This is a genomic window from Enterobacter sp. BIDMC109, from assembly GCF_001037885.1.
In the GTDB taxonomy this organism is placed as follows: domain Bacteria; phylum Pseudomonadota; class Gammaproteobacteria; order Enterobacterales; family Enterobacteriaceae; genus Enterobacter; species Enterobacter hormaechei_C.
Window position 1 is genome coordinate 1,445,989 of the sequence record NZ_KQ090002.1, and the last position, 12,808, is coordinate 1,458,796.

A 12,808-nucleotide genomic window follows, 5' to 3' on the forward strand; every position below is an offset into this window, starting at 1 on the left:
AACAGAGATGGAACAAGCGCATACCCGGTTAATTGCTCAACTCAAGGAACGAATTGCCGCACCGGACAACACGCCGTTGTACCTGAAATTTGCCGAAACGGTTAAAAACGCGGTACGCAGCGGCGTGCTCGCGCACGGTAATATTTTGCCTGGCGAGCGCGATCTGAGCCAGCTGGCCGGTGTGTCGCGCATTACTGTGCGTAAAGCGATGCAGGCGCTGGAAGAGGCCGGCGTCGTCACCCGCGCGCGTGGATACGGTACGCAAATCAACAATATCTTTGAATATTCGCTAAAAGAGGCGCGCGGGTTTTCTCAGCAGGTGGTGCTGCGGGGCAAAACGCCCAACACGCTGTGGGTTAATAAACGCGTCGTGAAATGTCCGGAGGAGATCGCCCGCCACCTTTCCCTTGCGCCGGACAGCGATGTATTTCTGCTTAAGCGCATCCGCTACGTGGATGACGATGCGGTATCAATAGAGGAGTCCTGGGTACCGGTAGGATTAATCCCCAATCCGGACGACATCGGCGTCTCGCTTTACGATTACTTCCGCAGCCAGAATATCTTTCCGCAGCGCACCCGTTCCCGCGTCAGCGCCCGGATGCCGGACAGCGAGTTTCAGGCGCATATCAAGATGGACGATAAGATACCGGTGCTGGTGATCAAGCAAGTCGCGCTCGATCAACAGCACCGGCCAATTGAGTACAGCATCAGCTACTGCCGCAGCGACCTATACGTCTTTGTGTGCGAGGAGTAGGACCTCGCGCGTGGGGGCGCAGTCGCCACCGCGATGGCTGACTACCCAGGCGGCTACGGCATTGCCAAGCTGCACCGCCTCTGGCAGTGACCATCCCGCGGCCAGCCCGGCAAGGGTACCTCCCGCATGGCTGTCACCCGCGCCGATGGTATCGACCACGGTAGCAGGAAACGCCGGAACGTGTCCGGAAGCGTCACCGTCGTACCAGACTGCCCCGTCTTTATCATGGCGTACGATCAGCGCAGCGCCAAACCTCTGCTGCCACCGTGTGCCGAGCTCTTCCACGTTTACGCCAAGCCATTCGGCGGCAAGTTCCGCCTCCTGACGATTGAGCGAGACGATTGGTTTGCAGGCCATGATCCGCGCCATCAGCGGGTCGGGAATATCCGCGATGCGCGGACCGAAATCGATAAAGAGCGTCACATCCTGAAGACTTTCCAGCCAGGCCGTCAGCAGCTCACCGCTGGGGGACGCCAGCTGGTAGCCGGACAAAGAGATCAGGCTCCCTGCCGGCACGCTTAACCCTTCCAGCCAGCGCTGCTGCCACTGGTTCTCCACGCCGCTAAACGACATAAAGGTCCGTTCACCGTCAGGCTCCACCAGCGCCAGGCACCAGCCGTTATCGCCCGTTTCCGCTTCCACGGCGCTGTGCAGATCCTGCTTCGCCATGGCGTTACGGATAATATCGGCCCACACGCCGTGGCCGACGGGAAGGGCGTTTTGCGCAGCAATGCCGAGCCGCTTCAGGGCGATGGCGATATTCAGCGCGCAGCCGCCAATATTCACTCCCTGTTGCTTCAGCTCGATATCACACCCGCGCCAGGGCAGGGCGTAGGCGTCGGCAATCACGTCGATGACCGCCGCGCCGAGTACCGTTACGGGGCGCGTGGCGTGAAGGGTTTCGAGACGGCGGGCAAAAGCACTCATACGCCCTCCCTTTGCTCCCGGAAGTGCAGCAGTTTTTCGCAGTAGTGGCCGAAATCGAGCCGGTTTACGGCATCAAGTTCGTTTTTGAGTGCCGGATCAATGGCCTGTACACCGTGCAGCGCGCCGCAGATGGCCGTTGCCATCGCGCCGATAGTGTCAGTATCACCGCCCAGGTTGGCGCATAACACCGCGCAGCGGTTCGGATCGGTACCCGCGAGTTCGACCATCGCAATCGCCGCCGGAACGGACTCAAGGGTGCTCGTGCCCGCGCCAATAAGCTGATAGATCTGCTCGCTGGCGGACTCGGTACCGTTGGCTTCGCGCACGGTTTTCAGGGCCAGCTCAATACGAGCGGAAAGCGATGCGCTGAAGGTGGTCGTGTTCGCCTCCTGCGCCGCACGGGCAATACCCGGCAGGGCATCGGCGATGTGATGCCAGCGCTCGCCGTCGATAGCGCGTGAAACCGCCCAGGCGATCACCACCGCACCGGCGATGGCGAGATCCGATTTATGGGTCGGGCTGGAGGCTAACGCAACCTGTTCCACAAAGTGCGCCAGACGCGTGGCTGGCAGGAGGCATCCCAGCGGGGAGGCGCGCATCGCCGCCCCGTTGGTGACGCCGTTGTTTTCCAGCTGGCTTACCGGCTTGCCGTCACGGATGGCGTTCAGGGCAATTTTGGAGGTCGGGCCGAGCACATTCTTATTGAACGCGTCAAAATCCAGCGCCCAGTCCAGAATATGCTTACCGATAACGTCAGGGTTAATTTCCCCGTCGCATTCGATAATCGCGTCGGCCAGGCACAGCGCCATCGACGTATCATCCGTAAATTCGGCCTGCTTAAAGTAACAGGCGGCATTATTCTCAGCCGGGCCGGGTAAGAAACGGTCGATCCAGCCGAAGTGTGCTTTCACCCTCTTACGCGGCCACAGCTCCGACGGCATCCCCATCGCATCCCCTAACGCCTGCCCGTAAAGAGCACCGAGAATACGGTCTTGTTTCATTTAACTTCCCCTCGTGTCAGCGCGGTATCGCCATCAACCACCTCAATTGCGGTGATCTCTTTATCCGATTCGCGGAAAAACAGCATAAACAGTACGGCAATCACCACAATCATGATTGCACCAAACGTCCACATTCCGGCCCAGTTGAAGGTCAGCCCATTCACCGGCTCTTTATATGCGAACATTTTTTCCATCATCACGCCGCCGAGACGGTAACCCAGCAGGCTACCAAAGCCCTGACAGCACAGCGTGATCAAGCCCTGCGCCGCGTTGCGCATGTGCACTGGCGCTTTTTTATCCACGTAGATGTACGCGGTGACGTAATAGAAGTCATAGCTTACGCCGTGCAGCAGAATACCGAGGAACAGCAGGGCGTAGGTGAAGTATTGCTCGGCGCCGCCGTAAACAAAGAAACCGTAGCGAATGGCGGCGGTGATCAGGCCCAGCAGCAAGACCTTCTTAATACCAAAGCGTTTGGTAAAGAATGGCAGAGCGAGCATGAAGAAGATTTCAGAGAACTGGCCGAGGGTCATCCAGCCGGTGGCGTTTTTCATCCCCACTTCGGTGAGATAGCCGTTGGCAAAGATATAGTAGAAGGCCAGCGGCATGGCGAACAGGAACGAGCAGAAGAAGAACACCAGGAAGTTTTTATCGCGCAGCAGGATCAGCGCATCCAGCCCCAGCATCACTTTGAAATCCAGCTTGCCGGTACTCTTCGGCGGGGTATTCGGCAGGAACAGCGCGAAAACGCCAAGCAGAAGGGAGCTGGCAGCGGTCATCAGCAGCGGGATATTGGTGTCAGAGATGTCGCTATAGCCCATCATTTGCGGCAGGAAGCCGCACGCCAGGCCGGAGGCAATCCAGCCGATGGTGCCCATCACGCGGATGCGCGGGAAATCAGCCTCCACGTCATCGACGTTCGCAAAGGCGATGCTGTTGGTCAGCGCGATGGTCGGCATATAGGTCAGGGAGTAGGCCAGCAGCAGCGGGAAGAAGGTGCTGAACTGGGTTTGCTGTGCTGCGAAATACATCAGAATCGCGCCAGCGAACATCAGCACGGCCAGCACTTTCTGGGCGGCGAAGAAACGGTCCGTCAGCGAGCCGACCAGGATGGGAGAGAGGATCGCGGCAATCGCGGTACAGGCGTACGACCAGCCAATTTCCCCGGCGGTAAACCCGCTCTTACTCAGCCACAGCCACAGCGGCACAAACCATGCGCCCCAGATAAACCATTCAACGAACATCATGAATGACAGTTGGACTTTCGTTTTCATTTTTTAATCCTGCATGTCAGAGGTACGCATGTAACATACCATGTGATAATACCTTTTAAATACCTTTAAGGCGATTGTTTGATCAGTGTAACAAAAATGTTGTACACGAAACGAGCCAGCAGATTGTGCTTAAAAAAGTTGCAAATGGTGGAAAATAGGTTAAGTCGGTACCAGGCTTAGTCTGCCTGCAAAAACGTGGGCTTGGATCACACGCTCCGACATCATGTCGGACTTACGGGAGCATCACTATGACTGATATTGCGCAACTGCTTGGCAAAGACGCCGACAGCCTTTTACAGCATCGTTGTATGACCATTCCAGCCGACCAGCTTTATCTGCCTGGCCATGATTACGTAGACCGCGTCATGGTCGACAACAACCGTCCGCCTGCCGTACTGCGAAACATGCAGACGCTTTACAATACCGGTCGTCTGGGCGGGACCGGCTATCTCTCCATTCTGCCCGTTGACCAGGGCGTAGAGCACTCGGCGGGAGCGTCGTTTGCTGCTAACCCGCTCTACTTTGACCCGAAAAACATTGTCGAGCTGGCGATTGAAGCGGGCTGTAACTGTGTGGCATCGACCTATGGCGTGCTGGCCTCCGTTTCCCGCCGCTATGCTCACCGCATTCCGTTCCTCGTCAAGCTGAATCACAACGAAACCCTGAGCTACCCAACCGAATACGACCAGACACTGTACGCCAGCGTCGAACAGGCTTTCAACATGGGTGCGGTAGCGGTCGGGGCGACTATCTATTTTGGCTCTGAGCAGTCGCGTCGGCAGATAGAAGAGATCTCTGCCGCGTTTGAGCGCGCGCACGAGCTGGGGATGGTGACCGTATTGTGGGCCTATCTGCGTAACAACGCGTTTAAGAAAGACGGCGTGGATTACCACGTATCAGCGGATCTGACCGGTCAGGCAAATCACCTGGCGGCAACCATCGGCGCGGACATCGTGAAACAGAAAATGGCCGAGAATAACGGCGGGTATAAAGCGGTGAACTTTGGCTATACCGACGACCGCGTCTACAGCAAGCTGACCAGCGACAACCCTATCGATCTGGTGCGCTACCAACTGGCTAACTGCTACATGGGCCGCGCCGGGCTGATTAACTCCGGCGGTGCAGCAGGCGGTGAAACCGATCTGACCGACGCGGTGCGCACGGCGGTGATTAACAAACGCGCCGGCGGAATGGGGCTGATCCTGGGCCGCAAAGCGTTTAAAAAATCCATGGCCGACGGCGTGAAGCTGATTAATGCGGTTCAGGATGTCTATCTGGACAATAAAGTGACGATTGCCTAATCGCACGCATCTTCCTGCCGGGATAAGCGTGACCCGGCAGGAAAGTTCTCTCGCTCACTCCTTCAGCGTTTCAGAATGAGGAGTATTCAGCAGACCCGCCATCCCTCTCTTGCTGCTATTTGCTTTTTCTAAGCCCGGCTGCGTGACGCGGATAAAGGCACACAGAACAAAAGCCAGCAGATAAAGCACCGTATAGGCGATGACTACGCCGAGCGTGCTGAACCAGGGCAGCAGCACCACGGCAATCGCCGGCGCAAGGAAGTTAGACAGACCGGCTGACAGGTTATACACCGAAATCGCCGCCCCCTTGTGCCGCGGCTCCAGCGCCGGGAACACCGCCGCCATCGGTACGAAGGCCGCCACAAAAATCCCCAGCGCGATGGCCGGGACCAGCGCCATGGCAAAGTTATGCCCGAAGTGCTGCGGAATGTAGTAAAACGCCAGGCTCGAGAGCGCCATCCCGATGCAGCCAAACCAGCGCACCACCCGCATCCAGCCCATTTTTTCCGCCACCACGCCCCAGAAGACGTTCGAGAAGATGGTGGTGAAGAAGAATACCGCCCAGACCTGAAGCCACTCGGAGGTGGTGAAGCCCAGTTCGTCAACAAACATCATCGGCATGATGACGGCAAACCCGAACAGGGAGAGGGTGTTGATGATACGCACCATGCTGGAGAGCAGAATACTGCGGTTGGTGTAGAGCAGCGTCGCTGCACGGCCCAGCTCGGCGAATTTTTCCCGGGTGGAGAGATTATGCATGTGCGTTGGGGTTTTGACGCTGCGCAGGGATACCATGGCGATGACTCCCCCCGCCAGACAAAACGCCAGTGCCAGCCACAGGGTGCCCATCTCCCCGATGTGCGGAATGGTAAAGCTCGGAATATAACTGCCCGCCACGCCAATACCTACGGAATAAACCGCCCAGTACCAGCCCAGCGCCGAGCTGGATTTATCGCTACGCACATTATGAATAATGACCACGATGAAGGCGTACAAAAATAACGGGTAGGCCAGACCGCGGATCCCATAGAACAGCAGAATTAATGCGTAATTTGCCTGACCCAGACCAAAAACGAGAAACAGGACGTGGAAAACGCACCACAGGACGAAGCCAATCAGCATGGTTTTTTGCGGGGTGATGATTTCAGCCACCACGCCGGAGATCCACGCGGAGAGCGCCGCCGCGAGACCGTAGAGCGTGAAGGCGAAAGAGGCTTCAGCAGGCGTGAAGCCCAGTGATTTAATATAGTGCGACAGGAATGCCAGCTCGAAACCGTCACCCGTCATAAAGACCGCGATCGCCAGATATCCCCATAGCAGGTTCAGCGGCAATCCCAGCCACTGTTTATTTATTTCGGACATATTGACCTCGTTTGTAGCGTACAGGTAAGCCCACACCGGAAATATTCCGGCGTGAGTTTTCTTATTGTCTTTTTCTCTAAATATACTGACGTGTATTTATTCTCTGATTACTGTCGCAGTTTGTTGTAACTGCTTATAAGCCTCGTATCGACGCAGATGAAGGGACTGAAAGTTCGCTTGCGGATAGAAATATTTATCCACGTGGGTAAATTGTTTCATGGCATCGGTCACTGAAGGCGCTATATTTCCCGCCACCGCCCCGAGAATGGCCGAACCCAGTAATACCGGTTCGCTGCATTGGGTCGCTAACACCGGCAGCCCGCAGGTATCTGCCAGCAGCTGGCGAACGAAAGGGTGCTGGCCCGCGCCGCCGCTGATAACGATATTTTCGGTCTGTACGCCGCATTCACGCTGGGCGTCAATGATTTGTCGCAAACCGTAACCGATACCACACAGACCGGCCACATACAGTGCCATCAGGTTATTGATATCGTTCTCCATGCCCAGCCCGCAGATCGTGGCCCGCGCATGGGGATCGGCAAAGGGCGCGCGGTTACCCAGAAATTCGGGTACCACGTGCAGTCCTGCTGCCAGGTTCACCGCCTCTGAGGCGGTGGCGAAGGTCTGTAAAAGCCTGTCCGCCAGGTAAACCGGCAGCGGCAGGTCTGACTCCTGTGCCAGCTGGCGCGCTTGCGGTGCGGCAGGATGGAAACTTAATAACCGATCGATAGCGGCACCTGCGGCGCTTTGTCCGCCCTCAATCAGCCACAGTCCAGGTACCATCGCGCTAAAATAAGGCCCCCAAACGCCGGGCACAAAAACGGCGCTCTCGGCGCTGGTCATGGTGCACGATGAGGTGCCAAAGACATACGCAAGATTGTTCAGCGCGCCGCCGCCAACGCCCAACGTCCCGATGCCGCCAGCGTGGGCATCAATTAACCCTACCGCCACCGGCGTGCCTGGCAGCAAGCCCATCTCACGCGCGGCCTGCTCCGTTAAGCCCTCGCCGCAAGGGGTGCCGGGGGCGGCAATATGCTGCCCTATGCGGACAAAATCTTCTCCGGCCAGCTCGTCCAGGCCAACGGTGCGGAAATAGTCCGGGTCCCAGCGATTCTCATGGGCCAGCCACGTCCATTTACAGGTTACGGTACAGATGGAACGGGTGACATCGCCGGTCGCGCGCCAGGTCAGGAAATCGGCCAAATCGAAAAATTGCCAGGCGCGATCGTAGACCTCTCGGTGGTTTTCTTTCAGCCACAGCAGCTTGGGCGTCTCCATTTCGGGCGATATTTTCCCGCCAACGTAGTCCAGCACCGGATGATGGGTGGCGTTGATGCGCTCCGCCTGGTCTGTCGCACGGTGATCCATCCAGACGATGATATTGTTTTCCGCTTCACCGTCAGGGCTGACCGCCAGCGGTTCGCCATTGTTGTCCAACACCACCAGCGAGCAGGTGGCGTCAAACCCGATGCCGGCAACGCTCTGCGGAGTCGTCCCGGAGCGCGCCAGCGCCTCGCGGATGCAGCGGCAAACGGCCTGCCAGATCTCGGCGCTGGACTGCTCCACGCGGCTTCCGCTGCGGTGCACGGTGGCAATTTTCTGCGTCGCGTGGGAAAGCAGCCTGCCGCTGAGATCGAAAATGCCCGCGCGAACGCTGCCGGAGCCGACGTCTACGCCGATAACGGTTTCTGGTGTACCCTTCATCCTTACGGCCCTTAAAGATCGACGCTGTTAGGCAGAATCACCAGATCCCGGACGGTAACGTTCTTCGAACGGGTCACCATGAACAACACCGATTCTGCGACTTCAATCGGCTGCATCAGGCTGCCGTTTGCCAGCGCTTCATCCATTTTGGCCTGCGGCCAGTCGTCGAGCAGAGCCGTCACTACCGGCCCAGGCAGAACGGCTCCGACGCGTACGCCATGTTCCGCGACCTGACGACGGGTGGTATGCACGAACGCCTGAACGGCAAATTTGGACGCGGTGTAGATCGGCTCCCAGATAACCGGCACCACGCCCGCAATGGAGCTGGTGAAGATAATATCGCCTGACTTCTGCGCAATCATATGCGGCAGTACGGCGCGAACGCAGCGGAAGGCGGCGTTGATATTCAGGTTCAGTACGCGATCCCAGACGTCCGGGTCGCCTTCAGCAACCGGCCCGCCGATGTAGGCGCCTGCATTGGCGTGAAAAATATCCAGGCCGCCGGCGAGGCCGACAATGTCGCTCAGCATCGCGTCGACTTGCTCGGGTTTGAACAGATCGATTTGCAGGGCAAACGCGTTCTCGCCCAGCTCGGCGACAAGGCGCTGAAGCTTTTCGCCTTCCCGGTCGATTAACACCACCTTAGCGCCAGCGCCGAGCAGCGTTTTTGCACACTCCAGGCCAATACCTGAGGCGGCGCCAGTGATAGCAGCGACTTTGCCCTGAAGGGAACTATTCATGGAGGGGATAGAGTGAATCATTTTATAATCCTTTATGCAGAGATGATTTTTAGGGTGTGTCTGCTTTCGCGTAAAGAACGGGGGTTCTGACTGACGCGTGAAGCAAACTGCTCAATCGATGAAGCAGATCTAGCACTTGCTTATTTCTCCAGCAAGAGACATTCAAAATGAAGAGGCGATTTTGTGACGCGCGTTGAGAAAACGAAGAAAACGACCATTTACGATCTGGCGGAACTCACCGGCGTTTCTGCCAGCGCGGTGAGTGCTATTTTGAATGGCAACTGGAAGAAACGCCGCATCAGCGCCAGCCTGGCAGAGAAGGTAACCCGCATTGCACAAGAGCAGGGCTACGCGGTTAACCGTCAGGCAAGCCTGCTGCGCAGCAAGAAATCGAACGTTATCGGCATGATTGTGCCGAAATATGACAACCGCTATTTCGGCTCTATAGCGGAAAAATTCGAAGAGATGGCGCGTGCCAGAGGGCTGTTGCCGATTATTACCTGCACACGCCGACAGCCGGAACTCGAGCTGGATGCCGCCCGTGCCATGCTCTCCTGGCAGGTTGACTGGGTCATTGCCACGGGGGCGACACACCCGGACAAAATTGCTGAACTCTGTCATCAGGCGGGCGTACCTACGCTAAATCTTGATCTGCCGGGTACCCTGGCGCCCTCTATCATTTCGGATAACTACGGCGGCGCGAAGATGCTGACAGAGCGGATCCTCGCCAGCAGCTTTAAACGGTTTGGTTCGCTGGCTCCGCTGACCTTCGTGGGCGGACGCCGGAGTGATAACAACACCGCAGAGCGCCTGCGCGGGTTCCTTGATGCCCATCAGGCCCATGGGCTGACCGTTCCGGAACAGCAGCTGCTGGTCACCGGGTACTCGTCATCGCGCGTGGAGGAGCAGCTCAGAGCCACCTTCCCGTCGCCATCGACGGCGCTAAAGGGGCTGTTTGTCAATTCGACCATTTCGCTGGAGGGGGTGGTACGTTGGCTGGCCCAATACGGGCAGACCGGCCAAAATCAGCCGCCGATGGGTTGTTTTGACTGGGACCCATTTGTCTCTCTGCTGGGACATGATATCGACATGGTGCGCCAGGACGTCCCGGCGATGCTGGAGAAGGTATTTGAAATTCTCGATTCCGGTGATACCTCGGTCAGGCGTATTGAGATCCCACCGGAACTGATTGGCAGCCAGAGCGTCACGGCCTAGCCCTGACGCGTCAGCAGCCAGCGCGCGGTCTGTTCATCCGTCACCAGACCGTTTACCCAGCCGCCTTTGAGGGCGGCAAGGATCGCCGGGCGTTTATCCTCGCCGCAGGCGGCCGCAATACGTGGACACTGGCTCTGGCGAATATCGTAGCTGGTAATAAAGCGATTAATCTGGCTGTCGATGACGTTGCCGTCGGCATCGATAAAGCGTCCGAGTATTTCGCCAACGCCACCGCGCTGGGTCAGCTCTTCCAGCTGTGCCTCATCGATAAACCCGTCTTTGAAGATAGGGCTCTGCCTGCCCAGCGCCCCGATGCCGACAAAAATCACATCGGCTGCATCCGCCACGGCGCAGACGTTACGGAACAGGCGGTTTGAGCACCACATCTCATGCTCCTCGCTGGACTGAGCATAGCGCGGCGCCGGCCACTGGTAATATTTTCCCTGAATTTTACGCGCCAGCAGCAACGGCACATCATCGTAATAGTTACATTGCCCGTGCTCGTTCATGGCGCTGATCAGGGCGACACAGCGGGTGTTGTGGCTGTCAAAATCGATACGCTTGATGGTTTTTTTTAGCGTCAGTCCGGAGCCAATTCCGACAACCGTGGGTTTATCACCTTGCAGGTAGCGGGCCATCAGCTGATAACAGCCAAACGTCACGCTATCCAGCGCGCTTTCATTGCGGTAGACGGGCACAATGTTGCAGTGGGTCAGGTGATATTTTTCCGCGAGAAGTTGCGCATAATCGAGGCAGTTAGCGACAGGGTGATGAAGCCCAATCGAGACAATGCCTTCCTCTTTCGCGGCGGCAATCAGCCGCTGCACCACCGGTCTTGATGTGCCGAGCTGGCTGGCAATTTCGCTTTGATTAAGCCCGGCGATGTAATACATCCATGCCGCCCGCACTTTTTGATCGAGCCTGATGTCATCTTCTTTGCTCACGTTTCCCTGCCTCAAGAGTGGGGTTGAGGGCGGTCAACACCCACAACAATTGTCTGTCATTCTGGCGGGTGCTCCGCGCTGAGGCAAGCGGCTTGCTCTTTATTGGTCATTTGTTATTTGAATGGTCATTTGTTCTTTTGTGATCTGTAGCTCTTATTTTAATCAAATGATCATCTACAGTTCAGCCATAACCTCACTGGAGAACAGAACAATGACCGAGAAATACACATGGCTACATATTGGGCTGGGGTCTTTTCATCGTGCGCATCAGGCGTGGTATCTGCACCGCCTGATTGCCGGCGGCGATACGCGCTGGCACATCGCTGCGGGCAACATACGCAACGATGCTGAACATGTGGTGCAGGCGCTGGCCGCGCAGAAGGGGCGATATGTACTGGAGACCGTCAGCCCGGAAGGCGAGAGAGACTATGAAGAGATCGCCTCGATTCAGACGCTGATCCCGTGGCAGGCGGATTTGCAGCCGCTGATTGCCGAAGGGGCGAACCCGCAGACTCGGGTCATCGCGTTTACCGTGACGGAGGGGGGCTACTATCTGGATACCAGCCACAGGCTGGATGTGGCCAATGCCGATCTGGCGAGCGATATTAAGGGCGGCTGTAAAACCATCTACGGGACAATTGCCCGCATCCTCGAAGCGCGTATGGCGAACGGAGCGGGTCCGGTAACCTTGCTTAACTGTGACAACGTGCGGCATAACGGCGAGCGCTTCCACGACGGGTTGATTGAATTCTTAACCCTCAGCGGCAAACAGAGGGTCATCGACTGGCTGAGCGCTAATGCGACCTGTCCGAATACCATGGTGGATCGCATCACACCGCGTCCGGCGGCCGATCTCCCGGCGCGCATTAAGGCCCGGACGGGCATAGACGATAACGCCCCGGTTATGGGTGAACGCTTTATTCAGTGGGTGATTGAAGACAATTTCCGCGACGTTCGTCCCGCGCTGGAAACGGTGGGCGTGGAGCTGGTGGGATCCGTCATCCCTTATGAAGAGGCGAAGATCCGCATCCTCAATGCCTCCCATAGCTGTATCGCCTGGGCGGGTACTCTGGTCGGGCAGCAGTATATCCACGAAAGCACGCAGACAGAATTTATCTACAAGATTGCCGACCGCTACGTGACGGAAGATGTCATTCCCTGCCTGGGAGATAATGGCATCGATCTGCCAGCCTACCGCGACGTGGTGCTTAAGCGTTTTACCAACCCCTGGATTCAGGACACCAACCAGCGCGTCGCGGCCGACGGGTTCTCGAAGATCCCGGCGATGATCGCCCCAACGCTGCGTGAATGTTACCAGCGCGGCGTACGTCCTGACGCTACCGCTATGCTGCCTGCGCTGTTCTACGTCTATATGGAGCAGTGGCATCACGGCAAGCTGCCGTATGAATACCAGGACGGTATCCTCAACGCCTCTGCGGTACATGCGATGTTCGAATCGGACGATCCGATAGCCCGATATGCCAGCGATACCGCCCTGTTTGGCGATCTGACCGGCCGGGAAGATTTTGCCGCGCTTCTGCGTGAAAAAATCGCTGACGTCTACGCGCTGATTAAGTGAGAGGTGG

General features: G+C 57.3%; 11 protein-coding genes. 4 read left to right on the top strand and 7 right to left on the bottom strand.

What is annotated here, in order from left to right:
• Positions 1–7 precede the first annotated feature (7 nt).
• A complete protein-coding gene (locus SK62_RS06845) occupies positions 8–754 on the top strand; it encodes a GntR family transcriptional regulator (protein ID WP_003859242.1) in 747 nt (248 codons plus the stop codon).
• Here the strand turns inward: SK62_RS06845 and SK62_RS06850 are convergent.
• From SK62_RS06850 to SK62_RS06860, 3 genes are read right to left on the bottom strand one after another with little or no spacing between them, the layout of a single operon-like run.
• Positions 728–1,681: a PfkB family carbohydrate kinase gene (locus SK62_RS06850; protein WP_047719257.1), complete on the bottom strand. Its 954-nt coding sequence runs from the start codon at positions 1,679–1,681 to the stop codon at positions 728–730. The genes SK62_RS06845 and SK62_RS06850 overlap by 27 nt on opposite strands.
• Complete coding sequence (locus SK62_RS06855; protein ID WP_015572351.1) at positions 1,678–2,682, bottom strand: ADP-ribosylglycohydrolase family protein; 1,005 nt, start codon at positions 2,680–2,682, stop codon at positions 1,678–1,680. Before SK62_RS06855 ends, SK62_RS06850 begins: the two co-directional genes overlap by 4 nt.
• A complete protein-coding gene (locus SK62_RS06860; RefSeq protein ID WP_003859236.1) occupies positions 2,679–3,956 on the bottom strand; it encodes a nucleoside permease in 1,278 nt (425 codons plus the stop codon). The genes SK62_RS06855 and SK62_RS06860 overlap by 4 nt, the downstream gene beginning before the upstream one ends.
• Before the next feature lie 248 nt (positions 3,957–4,204).
• Between SK62_RS06860 and fbaB the strand changes: the two genes are divergently transcribed.
• Entirely contained in the window at positions 4,205–5,257 is a 1,053-nt protein-coding gene (gene fbaB, locus SK62_RS06865; RefSeq protein ID WP_015572352.1) for a class I fructose-bisphosphate aldolase, read from the top strand.
• A gap of 54 nt (positions 5,258–5,311) precedes the next feature.
• On the opposite strand, the gene SK62_RS06870 is transcribed toward fbaB, so the two are convergent.
• The 3 genes from SK62_RS06870 to SK62_RS06880 all read right to left on the bottom strand — a co-directional run bounded on the left by SK62_RS06870 (position 5,312) and on the right by SK62_RS06880 (position 9,084).
• The gene (locus tag SK62_RS06870) at positions 5,312–6,619 is read right to left on the bottom strand and encodes an RbtT/DalT/CsbX family MFS transporter (protein WP_048249364.1); all 1,308 of its coding nucleotides are present in this window, start codon (positions 6,617–6,619) and stop codon (positions 5,312–5,314) included.
• 96 nt (positions 6,620–6,715) lie between these two features.
• Positions 6,716–8,323 carry an FGGY-family carbohydrate kinase gene (locus tag SK62_RS06875; RefSeq protein ID WP_047718904.1) on the bottom strand — a complete coding sequence of 536 codons (1,608 nt, stop codon included), beginning with the start codon at positions 8,321–8,323 and terminating at the stop codon, positions 6,716–6,718.
• Positions 8,324–8,334: 11 nt separating this feature from the next.
• Positions 8,335–9,084, bottom strand: a complete 750-nt coding sequence (locus SK62_RS06880) for an SDR family oxidoreductase (protein WP_181008175.1) — start codon at positions 9,082–9,084, stop codon at positions 8,335–8,337.
• Positions 9,085–9,246: 162 nt separating this feature from the next.
• Here SK62_RS06880 and SK62_RS06885 point away from each other — a divergent pair, with 162 nt between their 5' ends.
• Positions 9,247–10,278, top strand: coding sequence for a LacI family DNA-binding transcriptional regulator (locus tag SK62_RS06885; protein ID WP_017383562.1), 1,032 nt, complete (start codon positions 9,247–9,249; stop codon positions 10,276–10,278).
• Here SK62_RS06885 and SK62_RS06890 read toward each other — a convergent pair.
• The gene (locus SK62_RS06890; RefSeq protein ID WP_023295033.1) at positions 10,275–11,222 is read right to left on the bottom strand and encodes a sugar-binding transcriptional regulator; all 948 of its coding nucleotides are present in this window, start codon (positions 11,220–11,222) and stop codon (positions 10,275–10,277) included. The genes SK62_RS06885 and SK62_RS06890 overlap by 4 nt on opposite strands.
• Before the next feature lie 211 nt (positions 11,223–11,433).
• On the opposite strand from SK62_RS06890, the gene dalD reads away from it, so the two are divergent.
• Positions 11,434–12,801 carry a D-arabinitol 4-dehydrogenase gene (dalD, locus tag SK62_RS06895; RefSeq protein WP_047718907.1) on the top strand — a complete coding sequence of 456 codons (1,368 nt, stop codon included), beginning with the start codon at positions 11,434–11,436 and terminating at the stop codon, positions 12,799–12,801.
• Positions 12,802–12,808: the final 7 nt, after the last annotated feature.

Excerpts from the sequence above, each read along its gene's own strand:
- SK62_RS06870 (WP_048249364.1), bottom strand. The coding sequence starts at position 6,619 with ATGTCCGAAATAAATAAACAGTGGCTGGGATTGCCGCTGAACCTGCTA.
- fbaB (WP_015572352.1), top strand. The coding sequence starts at position 4,205 with ATGACTGATATTGCGCAACTGCTTGGCAAAGACGCCGACAGCCTTTTA.
- SK62_RS06880 (WP_181008175.1), bottom strand. The coding sequence starts at position 9,084 with ATGATTCACTCTATCCCCTCCATGAATAGTTCCCTTCAGGGCAAAGTC.
- SK62_RS06850 (WP_047719257.1), bottom strand. The coding sequence starts at position 1,681 with ATGAGTGCTTTTGCCCGCCGTCTCGAAACCCTTCACGCCACGCGCCCC.
- dalD (WP_047718907.1), top strand. The coding sequence starts at position 11,434 with ATGACCGAGAAATACACATGGCTACATATTGGGCTGGGGTCTTTTCAT.
- SK62_RS06875 (WP_047718904.1), bottom strand. The coding sequence starts at position 8,323 with ATGAAGGGTACACCAGAAACCGTTATCGGCGTAGACGTCGGCTCCGGC.
- SK62_RS06860 (WP_003859236.1), bottom strand. The coding sequence starts at position 3,956 with ATGAAAACGAAAGTCCAACTGTCATTCATGATGTTCGTTGAATGGTTT.
- SK62_RS06855 (WP_015572351.1), bottom strand. The coding sequence starts at position 2,682 with ATGAAACAAGACCGTATTCTCGGTGCTCTTTACGGGCAGGCGTTAGGG.
- SK62_RS06845 (WP_003859242.1), top strand. The coding sequence starts at position 8 with ATGGAACAAGCGCATACCCGGTTAATTGCTCAACTCAAGGAACGAATT.